Here is a 22,900-nt window from a genome sequence, read left to right on the forward strand (position 1 = left end):
AAGCCGCTTCCTATGATCACTGAAGTGCGGCAGTGCCAGCCCTCTCCCCCGGTTGCCGGAACGGATCGGCCGCTGTCAGCGCCTGGGCCGGTGCCCGCGGCGGCCAGCCCCAGCCTGCCAGCGGGAAGCCACGAACGCTTGCTGGTCAGTCTCGCCACCTATAACGAAGCGGAGAACATCGGGCCGCTCATCGAGGAAATCCGCCGCTATGCCCCGCAGGCCGACATATTGGTCATTGATGACAACTCGCCGGACGGCACCGCCAAGCGGGTCGAAGAGCTGGCTCAGAGCGATCCCCGCATCCATCTGCTGCGCCGGCCCGGCAAACTGGGGTTAGGAACCGCGATTCTGACGGCGATGCGTTATGCCATCGCGGAGGGGTACGATCTGCTGTTGAACCTGGATGCGGATTTCAGCCATCCGCCGCGCTACATTCCCGGCTTGCTGGCGGGGATGGCCCGGCGGGACGTCATGATCGGTTCGCGCTATGTGGCGGGGGGTGGGACGGCCCATTGGCCCTGGCTGCGGCGGTGGATTTCCCGCAGTGTCAATTGGCTGGTCCGCTTTCTGCTGCGCACTCCGGCGTCGGATGCCAGCGGGGCCTTCCGCTGTTACCGCGTGAGCCTATTGCGGCGCGTGCCCCTGGAGCGGATTCAGTCCCGCGGCTACTCCTTCCAGCAGGAAGTGCTTTTCCGCTGTCACCTGGCGGGGGCGCGCATTGGCGAGTATCCCATCCTTTTCGAGAATCGCCGGGCAGGGGCCAGCAAGGTGAATCCGCGGGAAGCCCTGCGTTCGATCAGCATGATCTTTTATCTGGGCTTGCGCCGCTGGCTGGGGTGGGAAACCCGGCAGGTCTGCCGCGAGCCGTCCCGCCTCCCCCCTGTCCAGCCCACGGGCAGCCGCGGCCTTCCCCAGCCCTGCGAACAGCACTCTGAGCGGCGCTCCGAGCCGCCAGCCGAGGGTGCGCCCCGCGTGGGGCCATCGCCTTCCCCGAATGGTGCCTGCCGTCCGTCGGCATAATGGGCGGTGCTTTCCGAGCCGCACTTCCACGCGGGGAGGAAGCGCGCTTCCTGGGGATGTTCCTACGATTGGGACCGCCGACGCCACTGTTTCAAGAGCAGATACATTTCGCCGCTGTGGCACGCTTCGTCATGCAAGCCGTGGAGCAGTTGCCCCATCAAGCTGTGGCGGGCGTGGGCCGGGTCCGGCGGCAGTTGCCAGCGCTGGGGGGGAACCTGGTCCAGCAGGCGGAGGTAGTGGAGCAGTTGCTCTTCCAGGTGCCGTTCGAGCCGGGCGCGATCGGGCCACTGCCTGGTTTGAGCGGGGGGACGGCAGCGCATGCCGAAGGTTTCATCCCAGGAAGGCGGCAGGCTCCGCTGGCCGGTCAGCAGGGCAACACCGAGCACATCCATGAGCCAGACGGCGTGCCCGGCGTGCCAGAGGATGTGGTTCTGCGTGCCGGGAGGCGCCCAGAGCAGAGCGGCCTCCGGAGCGGCTCGGAAAACTTGCAGCGTCCGTTCCCGGACCTGACGGGCCAGTTCCTGCAACAGGGCCGGTGTGTTCATGGCTGGGCCTCCTCCTGCGGATGTCTCCGTCCCAGCTAATCGTGCTCGATGCGGGGTATAATGACAGCGTCTCCTGCGGAAGCGGCTATGGCACAACGATTATACCACGGGCACGAATGGCATCTGCGCCAGGCGATCGCTCAGGCCCCGGATGACGATCTGCCCCGCCTGATCTTCGCCGACTGGCTGGAAGAGCAAGGGCGGAGCATCGAGGCGGAGTTCATCCGCGTGCAACTGGTCAGCGCCCGCCTGGAGCTGCTCCCGCGGGCCGAACAAGAGCGGCACGTGATGATCTATCGCCGGCAGAACGAACTTTTGGAACAGCAGCAGCAGTTGCTCCGGCACGTGCCCGAACCGCTGCGCCGGGAGGGATACTTTGAGTTCCACCGCGGGCTGCTCGGGAGCATCACCGCGCCGTTGCGGCTTTTGCTTCCCTGGGCCGCCGAGTTGCAGCAATTGATCCCCTTGCCGCAGATTGCCTTGCAGGACGCCGTCGCCGCGGTAAGGCGCACCATTGGCTGTTCGGCTGGGCCAGCGCAAGGGCAGCCGGCCAACCCGTTGGAACCAGCACAGGGCGAACCCTCGGCGGCCAATTTCCGGGAACTGGCCGCGGTGCTGCACGCCATTCGGACGGCGGCGACCCACCGCTGGGTGGTTCCGCCCGGCGGCGGCCGAGTCCTGCGCCGCAGCGGCCCGGAGAGCGGCCTCGCGCAGGAGACTCACGACAGAGGAGAAGCGGGACCGTTACGAGCCGAGGCCATTCCTCCCTTTCCCCGCCTGGAGGTGCTCGATTTATCGGGTGCCGAACTGGGAGATCGCAATCTGCGGGAGCTGTTCCGAGCCGCCGACCGCTTTCCCCGCCTCCATTACCTGGACATATCCGCCAATGACGTACAGGATGGCACGGTGGCCGCCCTCCTGCAAACCCCTTGGCCCCGGCAACTCCGCCGGCTTATCCTCGGTGGCAATCTGCTGACAGATCGCACCGCTCACCTCTTGACCGAAAAATGGCCCGAAAACTCCCCGCTGGAAGACCTCAATCTCCGCTTCACCGCCATTGGACACGAAGGGCGGCGATTGCTGATCCACCGCTTCGGCGGTCGCGTCGCCTTGTTCTGAGGTTCCGCCTGCGACGACGGCTCCGGCTTGTCCCTTGGCGAATCCCCTCCCCAGACAAGTCGTCATGCGGCGTCCGCTCTTGCAATCCTCGACAGGGAGGGTATGGGAGAAGCCACAAGGTCCGCGGCAGGATGCCGGGATCGGGCAGCCCGGGACTATGGGAAGCCCTCAGGGGACTATGGGACATCCGCATGACAGGCGGGATTCGGAGAGTCTGGCTTCTGAGCTGGCTGCTGCTAGGTAGCGAGGCGGCGGGGGAAACCCCGGTGCAGCAGCGCAGCGATCCGCGCAGGGAGGAGCACTGGGAGGCGGTGGCCTGCTTTGGCACGGCGGTGTGGCAAGGGCGGCATGGGCGGCTGATGACGGCGGCGCGCTTCCTGGAGGAAAGCCTCCGTCGGGAGCCACAGGCGGCGGCGGTACGCCGGGAATTGGCCCGGATTTATGAAGAGCTGGAACAGCTTCCCGCGGCGATCCGGCAGCTTCAAACGGTTCGGAAAACGCGACGCGACGATCGGCTCGCCGCCGAACATCTCTGCCGCCTGTTGCGGGAATTGGGCCTGACGGATGAGGTGGCAGACCTGGCCCGCGAGGCCCTGAAGGGAGAAGTCCCGCCCCCGGATTGGGCCGCGGCGATTCGCCTGGCTCGCTATTGGGCCGAAACAGCCCCCACAGCGGCGGAGAAAGAGCCAGCCTGGCGCCGCGTGTTGCACTGGACGGTCGAAAAGCGGAACGAAGGAGTGCAAGCGGCAGTCTGGACGCCGCGCCGCGCCGATCTGGAGGCGGCCCAGGCCTGGGAAGCTCTAAGCCGCGTCTTGCTCGAACAGGATCGCCTGGCGGAAGCCGAACAGGCGCGGCTGGCTGCGGAACGCCTCTACCGCCGCGGCGAGGAGGAACAGGGCTGGCTTCGCCTGTATGCTCTGCGAGCAGAGTTAGCCGCCCGCCAAAAGCAGTGGGCCGTGGCTGTCCAGGAGCAACGCCGCTATCTCGAAGCGGCCCAGCCGGACGAGGTTCAGCCCTATCGCCGTTATGTCCAGTGGATGCAGCAAGCGGGCCGCAGTGCGGCGGAAGTGACCGCCGAGTTACAGCGGCTTTACGAACAGTCGAGGGAATCGCCCGCCGTGGGCGGGGTGCTGGCGGTAGAATGGGGCCGGCACAGTGCCACGCGGCAACGGGCGGAACAGCTAGCGGAACGCCTGCTCCAGCGCGGGGTGGACAAAATCGTGCTGCAAGAGTTGCTGCGGGGTTGGATCGAGCAGGGCCGCGGCCTCGACGTACTCCGCTGGCTGGAACGAACAGTGGCCCCAGGACGCAACGCCCCGGAACCGCCTTCCGGGACGGCCCCACAACGCGCCCACCTGACCCTGGAACGTGCCCACCTGTTCCTCCGGGCCTTGCTCGCCGAACCGAACCTGGCGGAACAATGGCTGCGGCAGGTGCAGGGGGCGGTCCCATCCGCCGAGGCGGCCTTTTTCCTGGGCCATCTGGCGGAGCAGTTGGGGCAGTGGGCACTGGCAGACCATTTCTACCGCCAGTCAGCGGAGCGGATCCCGGCGGCTCAGCGGGATGCTGTTCTCCTGCGCCGGGTAGAAGTGCTGCGGCGGCTCCAGCGCTGGGAAGAGGTGGCGGAGGTGTGTCAGCGGCGCGTCCAGGACGGTCCGGCCGCGGGCCGCCACGTGTTTCTCTGGCACCAGGCTTTGGCTCTCGCCCACCGGGGACAACACCAGACAGCCGAGGCACTAGCCCAAAAGGCCCGCGAGGCGACACCGGCGGCGGAACAAGTGGCGGCGAGCCTCCAGCAGGCGCGGCTGTGGGCCGCGATGGGCCAAGCGGAAGCCGCCTTAGAGCTGCTCGACTGTTTGCTGAAGGAGTCCCTCACCGGAGCGGAACGTCAGGCGGTCCACGCCGCCCGCGCCCAGCTTCTCCAGCAGCAGGGGAAGCGCTCCGCGGCCCGCTTGGCCTGGCAAGCGGTGTTACGCCAGGACCCCGATCACGCCGCCGCCTGCCGGGAACTGGCCCTGCTTTTGGCCGAAGAGGAAGAAGGCGACTTGGCCCAGGCGGAACAACTGGCTCGGCACGCCCGCTATGCCGCCGCCTGGCAGCGCCGCCTTCTGCAACAGCCCCAGCCGCTCGACGCCCTCACCACCGCCGTGCTGGGCCGCGTCCTGTTTCGGCAAAAACGCCTGGATGCCGCCCGGCAGCTTCTGGAAACGGCTGCCGCTTTACCGGAAGCAAAAAGGGATCGCCGCATCTGGCTCTGGCTGGCCGACGTGTACGAAAGCGTGGGGGAATCCGCGAAGGCTGCCGCCGCCCGGCAGCGCAGTCAGACGCTCCCTCCCCCGCCCTGACCTTGCCGCTGGCATTCTCCTGTCAGTGCCAATCCCTGGCGGTTTCCCGCGGGGCTTTCCCTCAGTTGGACAACGCCCATCCAGTCCGAAGGCTTTACCAGCGCCAGCCCCAGATCGGAAAGCGGCGGACGTAGCCGTAACTATAGCCGCCCCACGGAGCGGCCCAGTAATTCGGAATGACGTAGCCCGTGCTGAATGCCGTCCCCGTCCAGGGGTGGAAGCCGAAACTGCGGGCATACGCTTGACCCAGAAAGTTCTGGCCGTACACCTGGGCGCTGATCACCCCCGTCCACGGCGAGTAGTAATAAGAAAAGTTTTTGTACCCGCCGGGGTAGTAATAAGTGCCTCCCTGAACGATGCCTCCCGCGTTGGGCACAGTGTAGCCGTAGACGATCTGCGCTGGGCTGGAAGCGGGACTCCCCAACGTCAAAGCCAAGGCGAGGACGGCAGAGCAAGCCAGGCGTGTCATGGTCGAACCTCCCGCACCAGGGACCGAAATGGGGAATGGAGCGGTTCGCCGCTGCCATCCGGTTGCCCCAGAAGTTATCACGCTATCGTGTCCTTAACCTCATCTCACATCTATCCCATTATACCGCTCCGGTCCGCCTGGCTTACGAGTCAGGGGGCGGCCCCTTCTCCATCGGCAGCGGAAGCGGAAGGGGGGGACTGCTCCAGAACCGCGAGCAAGCGTCGGGCGGCCTGCCGCAGGGCCTGTTCCGTTTCGGTATCGAGGGAAGCACGGCGGGCGCTGGCCTCGCCCAGACTGGCGGCAGCGGCTTCAAGCATCTGAGCCAGACCGTGCCACAGCGATGGCGGACAGACAGCGCGCTCCGAGGTCCCAGCCCCCTCCGAGGCCACCGATCGGCTAGCGGCTGCGCTGCGCTCCAAGCGGGTGGCAGCCCGCGGCTCGCCCTCTTGCACCAATTCCCGAACCGCCTCCAGGAACCCGTGAGTCTCGAAGGCGGAGAAGGAGACCTCCTCCTCGTCCCCTTCAAAGAACTGGAGGAATAAGTCCCGCTTGGTTTGCAGGACCTGGAGGATGCGTTCCTCGATGGTATTGCGGGTGACGAAGTGGATCACGCGCACCGGCCGGTCCTGGCCCATGCGGTGCACCCGCGCGATGCGCTGCTCCAGGACCGCGGGATTCCAGGGCAGCTCCAGATTGATAACGGTGTCTGCCACTTGCAGGTTGAGGCCGGTGCCGCCGGCATCGGTACTGAGGAAGACCCGGCAGTCGCGGTCCTTTTGGAAGCGTTCCAGCACGTCGCGCCGTTCCGGGCCGGTCAAGCCGCCGTGCAGGACGACGTGGGGAATCTGGGCCTTGCTCAGAACGCGGGCCGCTTCGGCAATCATCCGTTCCCACTGGGAGAAGACGACGATCTTATGCCCTTCCTCGTGGCTGGAACTGCTGAGCAACTCCGGCACCAGCTCGGCGAACTCGTCGAGCTTTGGCGAGATGTGCTGATTGGGATCGTACAGGAAGAGGCTGTCGCAGAGGCAGCGCATGCGGACCAGGCAACTGAGGATGCGCTTGCGGTCATGCTCGCTGAGATGTTCCTTTTGGAGCAACTGGGCGAGGATGCTCCGCTGGGCGTCGTAATGGCGGCGCTGCGCCTCGCTCAGTTCCACATAGCGAATGTTCTCGGTGCGGGGGGGAAGCTGACGGAGGACCTCGGCCCGCGTGCGGCGGAGGAAGATCGGGGCTAGCTTTTCCCGGATCGCCTCCAGATTGCGGTAGCCCTTGACTTGCCCTTTGTCGTCGAGGATGCGGTGATCGTGGAGGAACTGGAAGGCCGGGCCGAAGCGGCGCTCGTCCACAAATTGAACAATGCTGTACAATTCTTCGAGTCGGTTTTCGAGGGGCGTGCCGGTGAGCACCACGGCATAGCGGCTCTGGAGCTTTTTGACCTCGCGGGTGGTCTTGGATTGCCAGTTTTTGATCCGCTGGGCTTCGTCGAGGACGATGACATCGGGCTTCCAGGCGTTGAGGGCTTTGCGGTCGCGGACCACCTGTTCGTAATTGACGAGCAGGTAGAAGGTGTGTTCGTCGTAGCTGGCGTGGCGTTCTTCCGGTCCGCCTTCGACGAGGCGCACGGGGCGGTCGGTGAAGCGGCGGATTTCGGTTTCCCACTGATATTTGACGGAAGCGGGAGCGATGATGAGGACGCGGCGGATGCCCCGTTCGCGCGCGAGGATTTCCATGGCCGCCAGGGTTTGCACGGTCTTGCCCAGGCCCATGTCGTCGCCGAGGATGCATCGGCCCCGGCAGGCCAGAAAGATCGCCCCGCGGAGCTGGTAGTCATACAGAGGCACGCGCAGCAAGGTCCAGGCCAGCCGACCGGCTTCTAACTGCGCCAGCCATTCCTTCTCCTTGCCCAGCATCTCATCCCGTTCGATTTCCCGGTAGATGTACTCTTCCGCGTCGCTGCGCAGGAGGATTTCTTCGGGCACGTCCTCCATCGCTTGGCGCAGCTCGGCGAAGCGCCGGCCCCCCTGCCATAGCCCTTGCTCGTTGAAGAACTCGCGGGCCAAGCGCCGCAAGGCATCCGAGCAGCGCGGCGGCATCAGGATCGCCAGTTGCAACTGCTCCCCGTAACGCAGATAAATCTCCGGCTGCGTCACCGGCGCTTTGCGCTTGAGCAGATGCTCCGGTACTTCCTGCCGCAGCTTCTGGAGTACCGCTTCGATATGCTTGCACGTGCCCAGGGTGTTGACCCGAAAATCGGGACAGGAGCAGTAATTGCTCCCCACTTCCCAGCCGCGGATGATGACTTCGTATTCCCCCTGGCTTGCAGGATTGCGGACCTGGAAGGTGGAAAAGACGCGGTTTTTGCCGCAGTTGCGGATCTCCAGAGACTCCGCGCTGGCTCGCTGCCGCCGCAACTCGATCTGCTCGTCCCGTAGCATATCCTGTGCCTGGTTCGGTCGGAAGGAGAACGTTGGCGCCGGATCGTCCCGCAGCCTGAACATTGTGCTGCCATTATACCCGCTGCACTCAGGCGCCAAAATCCCGCACAGGACCTGCGCCAGGCATGCCCTTTGCACCCCCGCACCCCAGCTTGCTTCCAAAAGGGAGCCTCTCGCCACTGCTGAGGAGAATCAGTATGGACCCTTCTCCTGACCGCTTTCCAAGCTCAACAAAGGGAGCTGGGGCAAGTGCGCCCCCTTCGCTCGCGGGTCTGTCCCCGGAGGGTTCAGAAGTGCCGCTTTGGCATGCCCTGACTGCGGCGGAAGTCGCCACTTACTGGCGCACGGATGTGGAACAGGGGCTGTCGGCGGCGGAGGTGGAGCAGCGGCAGCGGCGCTATGGCCCGAATGAATGGTCGCGACGGCGTCAACGCGGACCGCTGCTGACATTCCTCTTACAGTTTCACCAACCGCTGATTTACATCTTGCTGGCAGCTACGGCGGTGACGCTCTGGCTGGACGAATATCTGGATGCGGCGGTCATTTTCGGCGTCGTGCTGGTCAATGCCATCGTGGGCTTCATCCAGGAATACCGGGCGACGCGGGCGATTGAGGCGTTGGCCCAGTCGATACCTGAGCTGGCCACCGTCGTGCGGGAAGGGCGGAAGGAGCGCGTGGCGGCCCGCACGCTGGTGCCGGGGGATGTGGTGCTGCTCCAGAGCGGCGATCGGGTGCCCGCCGACCTGCGCCTGGTGCGCGTCCGGGAACTGCGGACGGCGGAAGCCGCTTTGACCGGGGAATCCACGCCGGTCGAGAAACAGACCGAGCCGCTGCCTCCGGAAACCTTGCTGGCGGATCGGAGCAACATGGCTTTCGCCTCCTCGCTGGTCGCCTACGGCCAGGGAGTGGGGATCGTGGTGGCCACGGGGGACGGCACGGAAGTGGGGCGGATCGCCGCCGCGGTGGCCGAAGCCGAGGAGATCGCCACCCCCTTGACTCGCCGGATCGCGCATTTCAGCCGAGTGCTGCTCGTGGTGATTCTGAGCCTGGCTGCCGTCAATTTCCTGGTGGGGGTCCTGCGCGGGCTGGCAGCGGGGGAGATGTTTCTGGCCTCGGTGGCCCTGGCCGTGGCGGCCATTCCAGAAGGGCTGCCCGCCGCTGTGACCATCATGCTGGCGATTGGGGTTTCCCGCATGGCGGCCCGCCGCGCCGTCATCCGCAAGCTGCCCGCGGTGGAAACCCTGGGGAGCACGACCGTCATCTGTTCGGACAAAACCGGCACCCTGACCCAAAACCAGATGACGGTGACCCGCTTGCTGGCCGGAGGAGAGTGCTTTGCCGTCAGCGGCGCTGGTTACGAACCGAAGGGGGAAATCCATTACCTCGGAGAGATTGGCTTGCTGGAGGAGCACAATCAAGCGCTGGGGGCACAGCCGCTGTCCATCGAAGACTGGCACGGACGAGTGGCTTTGCTGGAATGCTTGCGTGCCGGCATGCTCTGCAATGATGCCGTCCTGGTCGAAGAGGCGGGCCGCTACGACATCCACGGAGACCCCACGGAAGGGGCGCTCATCGTCGCCGCTCGCAAAGCCGGCCTGGACCCCCATGTGCTCCAGGAGGAGCTGCCGCGCCTCGATGTGCTCCCCTTCGAATCGGAGCGGCAGTACATGGCGACGTTGCACGACACCGGTCCGGATCGGCATCGCCTCATCTACGTCAAAGGTTCCCTGGAGCGGATTTTGGCGCAATGTCAGGACCGGTGGGATCGGTATGGCCACGTTCAGCCGCTGGGGCCGGAGGCGCGGGAGGCGATCTTGGCCCAGGCCGCCGCCTGGAGTGCGGAAGGCTTGCGCATCCTCGCCGTGGCACGCAAGCTGGCGCCGCCGGAAAAGGCCCTCCTCCAACATGAGGACGTGCAGCAGGAGCTGACCTTCCTGGGCCTGTTCGCCATGATCGATCCGCCGCGGCCCGAAGCGATCGAGGCCGTCCGCCTGGCGCAGCAAGCGGGGATCGCGGTCAAGATGATCACGGGGGATCACACCCTGACGGCCTCCGCCATCGCGGAACAACTCGGCCTCCACGGAGCGCGCGAGGCGGCGACAGGGCGGCTGCGGGCCGTCAGCGGCCTGGAATTGGCCCAAACCTCCGATGCGGACCTGCCGGCCCTGGCGGAGGAAGTAGCGGTGTTTGCCCGCACCGCGCCGGACCAAAAGCTCCGCCTCGTGCGCGCCTTGCAAAGCCGCGGCCATATCGTGGCCATGACCGGCGATGGCGTCAACGATGCCCCGGCCCTCAAACAGGCCGACATCGGCATCGCTATGGGCCTGTCGGGAACCGACGCCGCCCGCGAAGCCGCCGACATGGTCCTGACCGATGACAACTTCGCCACAATCGAAGCCGCCATCGAGGAAGGCCGCGGAGTCTTCGACAACCTGGTCAAATTCGTCGTCTGGACCCTGCCCACCAACTTCGGCGAGGGACTGGTTCTGATGGCCGCCATCCTCGTCGGTTCCTCCCTGCCGGTGCTGCCCATCCAGGTGCTCTGGATCAACATGTCCACCGCCTTGCTCCTGGGATTGATGCTGGTGTTTGAACCGAAGGAACCGAACATCATGCGCCGCCCCCCGCGCCACCCCCATGCCCCGCTGCTGAATTACCCCCTGATCATACGGACAGCTTTCGTCAGCCTGCTGATTTTGCTGGGAGCTTACGGCCTCTACGAGTGGCTGCTCCTGGTGCGGGAGGCGCCCATCGAGGTGGCCCGCGCCGCTGCCGTCAACGCCATCGTCTTCGTCGAGCTGTTCTACCTGTTCAATTGCCGCTGCCTGACCCATTCCATGTTCTACATCGGCTGGTGGAGCAATCCGTGGGTCTGGTTCGGTGCCGCCGCGATGACCTTCTGCCAGGTCCTGCTGACTCACCTGCCGCCCCTGAGCACCCTTTTCCACCTGGGGCCTCTCCCCGCCGACGTATGGGCGGCCATCCTGGCCTACGGACTGGTGGTCTATGGCATCATCGAGATGGAAAAAGCTTTCGTCGGTCCTCTCCTCTTCGGTCCAGTCTGGACCCCTGTTCCACCCCATCGCCCCTGATTCCCGCTTGGCCTTTGGCCTCCTTCCCGCTTGGCTGACTCCATCACCCCTATGGCAGACTCCCCGCAGAGCAGTTCCTACGATAAATCTGCGAACCGTCACCAGATCACGGGCGTAAGAGGAAAAGGACGCTGGCAGGGAAGCGGAGGAACCGGGGAGCTTGCCGGAGCTGCGCAGCCTGCCGGTTCCTGGTGTGCTTCACGCTGGCAGGGGCGAGGCGGGCTGGGACCGCTGGCGTGCCGGTTCACCCAGGGGTCTAGTAAGAGGAGCCGCCAGGGGAATCAATCCACAAGCCCCCACCGGCGCCCCGACCCGGATGGCTCGAATGGCACCCCGCTCGGCCAGCCCGCGCAGAGGAGAAGCCCCCAAGACGGGGTGAGGGGAACACTATGGCGGATGTCGTCGTCGAAACCCGCAGCCTGACCAAGGTCTATCGGGACTTCTGGGGGCGGAAGAAGAAGACGGCCCTCAACGCCCTGGACCTAAAAATCTACCGGGGCGAAATTTTCGGCCTGCTCGGCCCCAACGGTTCCGGCAAAACCACGACCATCAAGCTGCTCCTGGGGCTACTCTTCCCGACGAGCGGCGATGCCTTCGTCTTCGGCGAACCGGCGGCCAAGGTAGAGAAGAACGAGCGAATCGGCTACCTGCCGGAGGAATCGTACCTGTATCGCTTCCTCAATGCCGAGGAGACGCTCGACTTCTACGGGCGGCTCTTCCATCTCGATCCGGAGGTGCGGCGTAAGCGGGCCGCGGAGCTGATCGAAATCGTCGGCTTGTCCGCCGATAAGAAGCGGATTCTCAAGGAGTATTCCAAGGGCATGCGGCAGCGGATCGGCCTGGCGCAGGCGCTGATCAACGACCCGGAGCTGATCATTCTGGACGAGCCGACGAGCGGCCTGGACCCGATCGGCACGCGCTGGATGAAGGACCTGATCCTAGACCTCAAGAAGAAGGGGAAGACGGTGCTGATGTGTTCGCACCGGCTCGATGATGTGCAGGACGTGTGCGACCGGATCGCCATCCTCTACAACGGAGACCTGCAAGAGGTGGGGGAGGTGTCCCGCCTGCTGGCCGATGCCGCCCGCCTGGAAGTCCGCGCCCGTAATGTCAAGGAGACGCCCCAGTTGAAGGCGGACCTGGAGGAAGTCTTCCGCAAGCACGGCGGCACCCTCGAATCGGTCGGCCACCCAACCACCACCCTCGAAGACCTGTTCTTGCGGATCGTCGAGGAATCCAAGGCCCGGCCCGGCCGACGCTATCTGCCGCCGGTGGAAAATGGAACTTCCGGCAACGGAAGCGGGAACTGAGGCGAACGCTCCCAGGCGGAAAGCGGTGCGGCTGGCTGCGGCCGGTGCGGAAGGCTCCCGGATGATACCGGGCTGCGCATTCAACCTGGGATGGAGAGGAACCTGGAGGCTATGGCTGCCGTGACACTCCCCCCGCTGTGGGGCATCCTGCAACTGGACAAAGGGGAACCCTACGGCTACGCCCAGATTCCCGGCATGATCCAATCCTGGATCCAGGACGCCGGCGGTTTCGCCATTGCGGGTCTGATTCTCTATTTGCTCTACGCCCTGACGGTGCCGACGGACAAATCGCAATCGGAGCGTCTGCGCGTGCCGGTGAGCCGCTGGATGCTGTTCATGTTTGCCCTGGCCCTGATCGGCTATGCGGTGGTCGGAGCGCTGCTGGTGTTGCAATGGCGCGGCACGGTGAGCTTGTTCGGCCAGCCGATCGCCCCGCCGCCCCTGCCGGTGCCGGAACCCGGCGTCCCCTTCGTCCTGCCGCCGCCGACGGTGCACACGGACTGGCAGTCGCTGTTCCTCACCTTCGCGGGTCTATTCGCCCTGTTGGGGATCGGTGAGCCGTTCGCGCGGGACCTGCTCAAAATCCTCCGCAAAAACTTCTCGCTGGGTCTGGCGCCGCTGGTGCGCTTTGGCCGGGCGGTCCGCACCTGGAGCACCAGCCTGTTGACAACCCGCCAATCCTGGTGGCTGGCGGTGGGTTTGGGCCTGTATCTGCTGGCGGGGGCCGGTTTGTATGCCGCAGAGGCCAGCCGCCTGTTCGCCATCTGGCTGGGGTGGCTCCTGGTGGCGCTCGGTGTGCTCGTGGGAGCGCTGTTGGTGCTGCTCCTGTTTGAAGCGGAAGGACCGATCTGGGCCGTGGCCAAGCTCAGCTTCAAGGAAGCTCTCAGCAGCCAAATGCTCTGGATTTTCCTCCTGGTGCTAGCGCCCTATGCCTTCCGCAACATCTGGATGGCCAATATCAAGCCGTCGGATGAAATCCGGGCCTTGATCGACGTGACCAACATCGTGCTGGCGGTGCTGCTCCTGGTGCCCGCGGTGCTGCTGGCCTCGTTCTACGGCCTGCCCAACGACATCAAAAACCTCAACATCTACACGACGGCGTCCAAACCGATCGAACGGTTCGAGCTGGTCCTGGGGCGGTTCGTGGGGTACGTGGCCCTGATGACCCTGGTGCTGCTGGGCCTGGCGGGGGCGAACCTGGTGCTGATCGAGAACACGAATGTGTCGGAGCGCGCCCGGCAGGAGACGTACAAGGCCCGCGTGCCGGTCCGAGGCAAGCTGGAGTTCGGTAGCCTGGAAGCGCAATACCGGCGGGAGAAGCGGGAGTTCACCGGCGAGAATGTGGGGCGGGAGTTTGACTACCGCCGCTACATCGCGGGGCATCCCTATTCGGCCCAGCGGGCGATCTGGCACTTTGAGCGCCTGCCGGCCTCACTGGCCCGCGTGCCCGGCGATCGCGTCCCGGTGGAGTTCACCTTCGACATCTACCGCATGACCAAAGGGGAGCAGAACCGGGGGGTCAGCGTCAACTTCCGCTTCGTCACCCATCAGGCCCTGCAACGCCCGCCGCGGCCCAATGAAGGCGGCGAGTGGCACTGGCGCGACGAACAGCGGGAGCAGGAGTACCAGAAGGCGGTGGAGCAACTGCGGGCACGCGGCATCAATCCCGACGGAGCGGTGCCGGGCAGCAAAGCCTGGGAGGAAGTCAACAAACTGGCCGAGCAATTCGGCTTCTTCGAGATTCGCGGCAAGGAAGTCTTTGACTTTACCGTCATGGGGGTGGAAATCCCGGCGGGTCTGATCCGCAATGCCCTGCAAGGGGAACCGCCCCGCATCAAAGGGAAGGACGGCCAGGAACGCCCCGCCCCCCGCCTCAGCGTCTATGTCAAATGCGAAAGCCCTGGCCAAATGCTCGGCATGGCCGAACCCGACCTCTACCTTTTGGAATACGAACAACCCTTCGCCTGGAACTATCTCAAGAGCATGGTCGGCTACTGGTGCTGGCTGTGCATTGTCATCGGGATCGCCGTGGCCTGCGGTACCTATCTGAGCAGCGTGCTCAGCCTGCTGGCGACGGCTGTCATCTTCATCTTCGGCTTCTTCCCGGAACATCTGGCGGATGTGGCCTACAACCGCAACATCGGCGGCGGACCGATCGAAAGCATGGCCCGCCTGATCCGGGCCGAGCAGCCCACCACCCCGCTGAGCGAATCGGTGGCCTCCCGTGCCGTGACGCTCTTCGACCGCTTCAGCGCTTGGGTCTTCCGCCGCATCCAGAACGTCATTCCCGATATGGAGTCGTTCAACTGGAGCCACTTCGTGGCGGAAGGATTCAATGTTAACACCGAATATCTGGTGGTGAACCTGCTGACGACATTCGGTTATCTCCTGCCGTGGGGGATATTGGCGTATTATCTGATCAAGACCCGTGAGGTAGCCGCCTAGGGCTGCTTGGGCTGCTAGGGGCTGCCGCGGGTCGCGGAGGGCCATTGGGAGCGGACGAGCCGCTGAGGGCGGCCAAACCGCGGGGGGGCGAGCCAGTCGTTGGGGCGGGCCGCAGTCCCCGCATCCCGCCCAGCGGAGGAGAGAGCAGCGATGAATCCACTCCAGCAAGCCGCAGTGCGCCGCAAAATTTTTTACTTCGCCGCCATCGTGGTGCTGTTTACCCTCAGCATGGTCTGGCGCGGGGTGATCGCTGTGCCGCTGAGCGATCTGAGCCGCCCGGCGAAGCACCGCCTGCAACAGGCCGCCAACTGGCTGGCCAGCCGCACCATCCTGAACCAATCGTACCAACTGGACCTGCGGGAACTGGAGCAAGGAGAGCCGGAACTGGCGGGCGAAAGCCTGCGCCTGGCGCTGACCGGCAGCCGGGGCTTCGCTGTGGCCTATCTCTGGCACTCGGCCATCGAGGCCCAGAAACGCAACGACTTCCACAAACTGGAAACCCGCGTCCAGCAGGTAACCCGCTTGCAACCCCGCTTCATCACCCCCTGGTTGTTCCAGGGCTGGAACATCTCTTACAACGTGTCGGTGGAGATGCACGGCAGCGGGGACATGTACTTCTACATTGCCCGCGGCATCGAGCTGCTCGCCGAAGGCGAACGGCGCAACACCCACACGGTACGCGATCCCGTGGCGGGAGAACGCAAGCTCGGCTCGCCGGACATCCGCTTCTGGCTCGCCTTTACCTATCAGAACAAGTTCGGCGTGTCGGACCAGGTGGAAGTGCTCCGCTGCCTGTTCCAGTTGTCCTGCATTCCTCCCGGCGAGCGGAACCCGCAACTGTTCATCGATCCGCGGACGGGCGGTGTGGACCTGGCCCGCTTCGAAGCCTTCTGCCGCAAGTACCCCCACCTGGTCCGCCGCCTGCGGGGAGAAGACCGGCGAGTCGCTGCCGCTGATGAACGCACGCGCCAGCGCGTCGAGGAAGCCCTCAAATGCCCCCGCCCTGAAGACATCATCCAATTCCTGCGCGACAACCAGGACGTGCCCAGCCGCTACAAAAACGCCAACGACCTGCACGACCCGGACAAGCAGTTTCCCGTTCTGCCGCCGCGCTTCAGTGAAGAGTATCCCCATCCTGGTCTCATTCTCGGCGATGACTTTTCCGCCTATCAGGCCGCCCGCGCCTGGTATGCCTACTCCTGCCTGCCGCTGCCGCCGCAGCCGGTCGATGAAGAAGGCAATCCCCTGCCCTGGCGCACGCCCACGCCGGAAGAGTACAACCAATTGCTCTACCGCGTGCCGCGCGCCCCGATGCTCATCATCTTCCGCCAGTATGATCCCCGTTGCCAAAGCTACCAGGGGGAAATGGAACAGAAAGAGGGTTGGTTCGACAACGAAGGCTGGCGGATCGATGATCCCCGCGATGATCCGAGCCTCTGGTGGTTCCCCGACGCGGATCGGCGGCCGGTGATCGTGGGCACCGAGCGGGACTGGTCTTTGGAAGCCTGGCGGAAAGCCGCCGAGATGTGGCGCAAGCACGGTTACGATTACGGTCTGGAAGTGTCGCCGGAACGCCTGGAGCGCTACCGCCGCTTGGCCGAAAAGCTGCCCCCTGGCTTGAACCTCTTCGACATTCCCCAGGACTGGCGGAACCGCCCGGAGTTCCTCGCCCGCGCCGCCCTCACTTACTACGAGCAAAACCGCGCGGTCACCAACTTCCCCTACTTCTTGGCTCAAGCCGAGGCCGAGGCCCAGCGCGAAACCATGCTCGCCCGCAAAACCCTCTGGCAAGCGGAACAGGCCCGCAAACTCGGCCGCAAGGAACAAGCCATCCGCCTCTACGAACAGGGCCTGCTCGCCTGGCGCAACGTGCTCCTCAACAACCCCCGCTTCCACCGCTCGGAAACCTCCGAACGCACAGAAGAGGAGACCTACGAATATGAGCTGTCCTACCTGCGCCTGATCGTGGCGGATGATGAACGGGTGCGGGAAAAGGCCAATCAGGTGGTCGCGCCGGCGCGGGCCATCGTGCCGTTCCTCAGCCTGCCGTTCCCGCAAACCCACCGCCAGTCCCAGCTCAACGCCAATGAGACGGTGGAACGTTTGCGCCCGCTGGTGCCCTTCCTGCCGCCGCCGTATCCTCATGCTGCCAGCGACGACCCGCCGGCTTCCACCCCGCAGTGGCGCTCCGAAGCCCGCGAAGAGATCAAATGGTACGTCGCCGAGAACTTCTTCTCCCCCTTCGCCGGGCCGATCGATCCGAATGATCCGGCCAAGACGCCGTGGGTCCGGGACAGCATCAAAGAGTCCGTGCGGGTCAACTTTGGCATCCAGCGCGCCCGCAATCGAGGAACAGCCAGCGCTCCTTCGAGCGGAGAAAATCCCGCCCCGGCTGTGTCCGCTTCCGGCAGCAATCCGTAGGGAATTCCCTTAAGGTGGAGGCCAGCGAAAGCGAAGCGGCAGACCGCGGGTCCCCGGCCTGTCTCCTGGTCCGGCCTCCCCAGGTTCGGTCCGTAGCGCAGGAGGCAGCGGAAAAAGCGGGACGGCGCGAACAGGAAACCCGACCCAAGGCCCAAGCGGCGAATGCCCCGCGGAAGGAATAAAACCAGAGCGGAGGGAACGGGGACAAAGCCTAGCCCTTCGCGCGGCAGTAGAGGAGAGCAATTCCATGGAGCGCGTAGCTCTGGCTGTGCTGGCCCATCCCGACGATGCGGAGTTTCTCTGTGCGGGTTCCCTCATTCGGCTCCGCCGGGAGCAGGGCTGGACCATTCACATTGCTAGCATGACGCCGGGGGATTGCGGCTCGGTGGAACATCCGCCGGAGGAGATCGCCCGGATTCGCCGGGGGGAAGCCCAAGCGGCGGCCGCCCGCATCGGCGCCACCTACCATTGCCTGGAAGAGCGGGACCTCCGCGTGATCTACAACGAAAATGTCCTGGAAAAGGTGGTGCGCCTGCTCAACGCCGTCCGCCCGCAGATCGTGTTCACCCACAGTCCGGATGACTATCATCTCGACCATGAGCAGACGAGCCGGATTGTGCGGGCCGCCACCTTTGCCGCTCCGGTGCCGAACTTCCTGTACGGCCGGCACATTCATCCGCCGCTGGAGCATATCCCGCACCTGTACTACTGCGATCCGCTGGAAGGGAAGGACGTATTTGGCCAGCCGATCCGGCCCGCGTTCTGGGTGGATATTTCAGCGGTGATCGAGGAGAAAGCCGCCATGCTGGCCTGCCACGAAAGCCAGCGGGCCTGGCTGCGCAAGCACCACGGCGTGGACAACCTCGTCGAGTCGATGAAAAACTGGGCGGCGACGCAGGGGCACGCTGCCGGACTGCCTTACGCCGAAGGCTTCCGCCAACACCTCGGCCACAGCTATCCCCAAAACAATCTGCTCGCGGAGTTGCTCCGGCCTGTACGGAGTTGAAAGACAGCAAACCTCCCCCCAGCATCCCCAAACCAAGCTGCTCCGGCCTGGATGGGAGTTGAAGGACGGCGGTTTCCCTGGTGGGAGGTATCTCCGCGTTCCGCTTCCCCCCGCTTCCGTTCTGCCGTCTGGATGGGGTTCACTTGCGGACGGGGTCCTTTTTCGGGGCCGGCAACTTGCCCAGGACCCAGTTCCGCCATCTCTCCTCGAAGGCAGTGCCGACCAGACCCAGGCGTTCCAGGAGCGCAACGGCGCTGGGGATCTGGCCATTCTCATCGGGGCGGAAGCCGGACAGGAGGGCGGGGAAGTTGTTCGCCTCCGGCCCAAAGGCGAGGAACTCGACGAAGCTATTGGCCAGCACCTCGCCCCGTTCCGGCAGTTGTTCGCCCAGCAGATCGCTTGGTTTGAGGCGGTTCTCGCGGATCAGTTGCAGGACCTGCTTGCGGTAAGCAGCGTAGCGCGGGGATTTGAGGCCGTCGGCCCGCAAGAGGCAGACGCGGCCAAAGCCGCCGGTCAGCCAGGCGGGGAACTGCGACTGGGGATACCGTCCGCGGAGGAAGGCTTCCGCCACCTGGGCCAAGACGACTTGCTGCCGCTCCGCTTCCGTCGCCGCGCCGATCGCCTGGCCGGAGGTGACCAACAGGGGCGCCTCGGCGTTGAGCCGGTAATGCACCCGTTCCGGTTGCTCCCTAAGCACCTCGCGGACGAAGGTGCGGAAGTCCCGCGGCTCCGGCAGATAGCAGATGGCCAGCTTCCCCGCCCAGGGCATCTCGTCCCCCGGCAAAGCCAGAGCGGACCGTGCCACGGGAACGAGCTTCTCCAAAGGCCCCTGCATGGCCTGCACTTTGCCGCCCTCCAGAGTGCTGGCGAACAGAAAGTGCGGCGTTTCCACCACGTGGACCCCGGAGATTTTCACCTTGGCCAGGTGGCCCTTCAACTGCTCTTTCTGCTTTTGGACCAGGGCCGGATCGAGCTTCGGCGGCGCGGCAGGTTGCACGAGCGCTGCTGCTGCGGTTGTGCCCAGGAGGACCAGGGGAGCTGTCCAAGCGGCCAGTGGGGTTCGCATCGGGCGATCTCCGAGGAGGCGGTGCCTTCCTTGTCCCAAGCGGTGCGTTCCTGCGTCCGGAGCTTCCATTCCTGAGTCTATTGTAAAACGGTGTTGCGAGGGGAACACTGCGTCGGAATGGGGAAGAGGGGAGAAATGGAATCGGGGGTGGGCCGAGGTATCATGGAGATGGGGTTATAGCCAGGGGGCCGAGTGGGGGGAAGGAAGAAGGCGGCAAGGGGGAAGGCGGAGGTGTGAGGCCGTCCCAGGGAGGCCGGGCGCGGTCTCCGTTCTCGGTCCGTGGGGGGCCGGGTTGGGCAAGCGGTTCGCGCGGGTGGGGGCCGGCGCCGGCGATTCCCGCCAGGCGTGGACAAGAGGGAGAAGATGGTCTATCTTTACCATTCTCATGAGCGATGAGAGAGGTCTAGAGGCTTCCGTCGGTACCGGCTCGAAGGAAGAACTCCGCTCCGCTGGCCAACCGGCTCTCCCCTGGGCAGGCGGGGTGGGATCGAGCATCTCCCGACGGCAACAGGAAGCGGGGTGAGTTATGCCGCCGCAGCGCTCTCGCCAGTTCCGGCCGCGATGGTGGTGGATGATAGCGGTCGGTTGTGTGCTGCCGCTCGGTCTGTTGGGGGCGGACACGTCCGGTCCAGGGGCGATGGGATCGGGGTCGTGGCAGCCGTTTGGCTTTTTCACTTCCGCGGTGTATGGCTGGGGGGAAAAGCTAGGGCTGCTGGCCTGCCTGGTGATTGCAGTAGCAGGTCTGGGGTATGCAGCGGCATTGATGCGGCAGGTGTATGCGGCGGACACTGGGACGCCGGCGATGCAGAAGGTGGCAGCGGCGGTGCGGGCCGGAGCCAATGCCTATCTGCGGCGGCAGTTCTCGGTCGTGGGACTGCTCATTGTCCTGATCACCGGGGTGATTATCGCGGCCAAGTGGCCCTGGGCGCCGGAGACGACGGTGCACTCCGTCGAGGAGTTGCAGGTGATCGCTTTGGGGCGCGGGCTGGCCTTCCTGTTGGGCGCCCTCTTTTCCGCGGCGGTCGGGTTCACCGGCATGCGCTTGGCCACCACGGGGAACCTGCGGGTGGCGGCGGCGGCACGCCAAAACTTCGGCCAAGCCATGCGGCTGGCTTACCGCACCGGCGCCATCACCGGCATGTTCACCTGCGGGCTGGGACTGCTCGGCGGCGTGCTGCTGCTCCTCGTCTTCGGCGAGCTGGCTTATGAAATCCTCGTGGGCTACGGCTTCGGCGGCTCCTTGCTCGCCCTCTTCATGCGGGTCGGCGGCGGCATCTACACCAAAGCGGCGGATGTCGGCGCGGACCTGGTCGGCAAAGTGGAACAATCCATGGCCGAGGATGACCCCCGCAATGCGGCCGTCATCGCCGATAACGTCGGGGACAACGTCGGCGATTGCGCCGGCATGGCGGCGGACGTGTTTGAAAGCTACTCCGTCACGATGGTCGCCGCTGTCATGCTCGGCTACGCCGCCTTCGGCTATAAGGGGATGATCTTCCCCCTCCTGGTCCAGGCGGTGGGCGTGCTCAGCAGCATGCTCAGCACCGCGCTGGTCGGGCGCGGCATCGTTCAAGGGAATAGCGCCGTGGCCATGCATTCGATCAACCGCGGCTTCTGGCGCAGCGCCGCTTTGAGCAGCGTCGGCTTCCTCACCCTCGGTGCCATCTACCTGCACTTCGACCCGGCCTACATCGTCGAACGCGGCATCGACAAGGGGATGTATCAGGAACTGTTCGACACGCCCCAGTTGCGCCAGGTCCTGGGCTTGAGCTGGGAGGAAAGCGAACCGCTCCAGGCGCTGGTCGCCCGCCTGCGGCAATGGCGCAACGGACCGGAACGGGTCGCGGAGGCCACCCTGCGCCTCGAAGAGAAAGTCGAGCGCTATCGCTCCCAGGCCCTGTACGCCTGGCGGCAATTGCCCCTCGCGGAACGCCTCCGCCTGGCGGAACAGCCCCTCCTGGCTGCGGAACTGAAACCGGAGGAACGGGAGCGCTTCGCGGAATACGGCCACGCCGCCCCCCAGGAGGCCCGCCCCACCTTGACCCTCCTGCAACTGGCCCAGGTCCGCTATCACGTTCCCCTCGTGCCCGGCTTGAATTACCGCGTCGTCCTCTGCTGCCTGCTGGGCATTCTCCTGGCGGTGGCCCTCAACAAATGCACCGAATACTGGACCAGCACGGAATACAGCCCGGTGCGAGAAGTCGTCAAATCCAGCTACACCGGCCACGCCACCAACATCATCGCCGGCATGGCCCTGGGACTGGAAAGCTCCGTCTGGGCGATCCTGCTCATTGCCGCGGCGATCCTCGGCTCCGTGCTCATCGTCGGCCATCCCGATCACCTGCTGTTCATGGCCTTCGGCGTGGCCATGTGCGGCATCGGCATGCTGACCCTCACCGGCGACACCATCAGCATGGATGTCTTCGGGCCGGTCGCGGACAATGCCAACGGCATCGGCGAGATGGGCTACAACCGCACGGAACAGGGGGACGAACTCAAGGAGGGTGAAGAAGGGTATCTGCCCCCTGACCAGTATCAGGCGGCCCGGCAGATTCTCGCCGATCTCGACGCGGTGGGGAACACCACCAAGGCGATCACCAAGGGGATTGCCATCGGTTCGGCGGTGTTGGCGGCGGTCTCCCTCTTCGCCAGTTTCATCGCCGTGCTGGTGACCGGCAGTGAAGAGAAGATCGGGCAGTTGCTCATCGGGGATTTCGTCTCCGGGGCGTCGAAGCTGACGGTGGCGGAGCCGCTGGTGCTCATCGGCGTACTGATCGGCGGGGCGGTGCCGTTCCTCTTCAGCGCCATGACCATCCGGGCCGTGGGCCGCGCCGCCTATCTCATCGTTATCGAATGCCGCCGGCAGTTCCAGGACCCCGCGGTCATGAGCGGCAGCAAAAGCCCGGACTATGGCCGCGTGGTCAGCATCTGCACCGCCACTGCCCAGAAGGAACTGATCGGACCCGGCCTGCTGGCGATCGGCACGCCCCTCGCCGTCGGCTTCCTGCTCGGCCCCTTCGCACTGGGCGGGTTCCTTGCCGGCATGATCCTCAGCGGGCAGCTCCTGGCCGTGTTCATGTCCAACGCCGGCGGCGCCTGGGACAATGCCAAAAAGATGATCGAAGATGAACCCCGCACGGAAAAAACCGGCAAATACTCGGAAAAGCACAAAGCCAGCGTCACCGGCGATACCGTCGGCGATCCGCTCAAGGATACCGCCGGACCGGCGATCAACCCCTTGATCAAGGTCATGAACATGGTCAGCCTGCTGGCGTTGCCTCTGGTCATCCTCCATAATGTCCATGACGGCCTGGGCAACGTAGTGGTGGGAGCGGTGATCGCCAGCGTGGCCGTGCTGGCGGTCATTTGGGCCTGGTACCGCTCCAAACAGGAATCGGCGGAAGTCCGGCAGATCGAAGAGGAGCTGGAACAGGAGGCCCTCACCGCGGCCGGGAGCAGTCGCTGATAGCCGGCGATCACGCCTTTGTTCCCCCAAGCTGGGGGAATCGCCGTGTGTTCCGATCCGGCAGTCCGCGATGGCCGTTGGCTCGCCGCTTCCTGCCGCGATCCCCCACGCGCCAGGCTAACGTCCACAACACCATCCCCTGGGTTTCCGAGTGGAAT

The 22,900-nt window shown here is 65.1% G+C and carries 14 protein-coding genes; 9 read left to right on the plus strand and 5 right to left on the minus strand.

Translation table 11 applies throughout. From position 1 onward, the window contains the following. The first annotated feature begins 12 nt into the window (after positions 1–12). Positions 13–1,020, plus strand: coding sequence for a polyprenol monophosphomannose synthase (locus H0921_RS08330; RefSeq protein ID WP_194537587.1), 1,008 nt, complete (start codon positions 13–15; stop codon positions 1,018–1,020). 62 nt (positions 1,021–1,082) lie between these two features. On the opposite strand, the gene H0921_RS08335 is transcribed toward H0921_RS08330, so the two are convergent. Continuing rightward, entirely contained in the window at positions 1,083–1,565 is a 483-nt protein-coding gene (locus H0921_RS08335) for a DinB family protein (RefSeq protein ID WP_194537588.1), read from the minus strand. Positions 1,566–1,652: 87 nt separating this feature from the next. On the opposite strand from H0921_RS08335, the gene H0921_RS08340 reads away from it, so the two are divergent. Together H0921_RS08340 and H0921_RS08345 are read left to right on the plus strand one after the other, a co-directional pair. Further along, positions 1,653–2,684 (plus strand): TIGR02996 domain-containing protein, encoded by a 1,032-nt coding sequence (locus H0921_RS08340; protein WP_194537589.1) that lies wholly within the window; start codon positions 1,653–1,655, stop codon positions 2,682–2,684. 191 nt (positions 2,685–2,875) lie between these two features. Further along, positions 2,876–5,029 carry a tetratricopeptide repeat protein gene (locus H0921_RS08345; protein ID WP_194537590.1) on the plus strand — a complete coding sequence of 718 codons (2,154 nt, stop codon included), beginning with the start codon at positions 2,876–2,878 and terminating at the stop codon, positions 5,027–5,029. Between the two features lie 94 nt (positions 5,030–5,123). Here the strand turns inward: H0921_RS08345 and H0921_RS08350 are convergent, their stop codons facing one another. Both H0921_RS08350 and H0921_RS08355 read right to left on the minus strand, forming a co-directional pair. Then, entirely contained in the window at positions 5,124–5,498 is a 375-nt protein-coding gene (locus H0921_RS08350) for a hypothetical protein (protein ID WP_194537591.1), read from the minus strand. A 149-nt stretch (positions 5,499–5,647) separates the two neighbouring features. Continuing rightward, positions 5,648–7,936: a DEAD/DEAH box helicase gene (locus H0921_RS08355; protein WP_194537592.1), complete on the minus strand. Its 2,289-nt coding sequence runs from the start codon at positions 7,934–7,936 to the stop codon at positions 5,648–5,650. A 293-nt stretch (positions 7,937–8,229) separates the two neighbouring features. Between H0921_RS08355 and H0921_RS08360 the strand changes: the two genes are divergently transcribed. The 5 genes from H0921_RS08360 to H0921_RS08380 all read left to right on the plus strand — a co-directional run bounded on the left by H0921_RS08360 (position 8,230) and on the right by H0921_RS08380 (position 18,210). Further along, positions 8,230–11,028, plus strand: a complete 2,799-nt coding sequence (locus tag H0921_RS08360) for a cation-translocating P-type ATPase (RefSeq protein WP_315851866.1) — start codon at positions 8,230–8,232, stop codon at positions 11,026–11,028. A gap of 389 nt (positions 11,029–11,417) precedes the next feature. Next, positions 11,418–12,338: an ABC transporter ATP-binding protein gene (locus H0921_RS08365; protein WP_194537594.1), complete on the plus strand. Its 921-nt coding sequence runs from the start codon at positions 11,418–11,420 to the stop codon at positions 12,336–12,338. 111 nt (positions 12,339–12,449) lie between these two features. Beyond that, positions 12,450–14,783: a hypothetical protein gene (locus H0921_RS08370; RefSeq protein WP_194537595.1), complete on the plus strand. Its 2,334-nt coding sequence runs from the start codon at positions 12,450–12,452 to the stop codon at positions 14,781–14,783. Positions 14,784–14,933: 150 nt separating this feature from the next. Beyond that, on the plus strand, positions 14,934–17,204 hold the full coding sequence (locus tag H0921_RS08375; RefSeq protein WP_194537596.1) for a hypothetical protein: 2,271 nt from the start codon (positions 14,934–14,936) through the stop codon (positions 17,202–17,204). A 247-nt stretch (positions 17,205–17,451) separates the two neighbouring features. Beyond that, the gene (locus tag H0921_RS08380; RefSeq protein ID WP_194537597.1) at positions 17,452–18,210 is read left to right on the plus strand and encodes a PIG-L deacetylase family protein; all 759 of its coding nucleotides are present in this window, start codon (positions 17,452–17,454) and stop codon (positions 18,208–18,210) included. A gap of 139 nt (positions 18,211–18,349) precedes the next feature. Here the strand turns inward: H0921_RS08380 and H0921_RS08385 are convergent, their stop codons facing one another. Next, positions 18,350–19,276, minus strand: coding sequence for a hypothetical protein (locus tag H0921_RS08385; protein ID WP_194537598.1), 927 nt, complete (start codon positions 19,274–19,276; stop codon positions 18,350–18,352). Positions 19,277–19,802: 526 nt separating this feature from the next. On the opposite strand from H0921_RS08385, the gene H0921_RS08390 reads away from it, so the two are divergent. Next, positions 19,803–22,742 (plus strand): proton/sodium-translocating pyrophosphatase, encoded by a 2,940-nt coding sequence (locus tag H0921_RS08390; RefSeq protein WP_194537599.1) that lies wholly within the window; start codon positions 19,803–19,805, stop codon positions 22,740–22,742. A gap of 10 nt (positions 22,743–22,752) precedes the next feature. On the opposite strand, the gene H0921_RS18185 is transcribed toward H0921_RS08390, so the two are convergent. Further along, positions 22,753–22,878 (minus strand): hypothetical protein, encoded by a 126-nt coding sequence (locus tag H0921_RS18185; RefSeq protein WP_261345461.1) that lies wholly within the window; start codon positions 22,876–22,878, stop codon positions 22,753–22,755. Between the last annotated feature and the right edge of the window lie 22 nt (positions 22,879–22,900).

The sequence above is a fragment of the Thermogemmata fonticola genome, from assembly GCF_013694095.1.
Taxonomy (GTDB): Bacteria; Planctomycetota; Planctomycetia; order Gemmatales; family Gemmataceae; genus Thermogemmata; species Thermogemmata fonticola.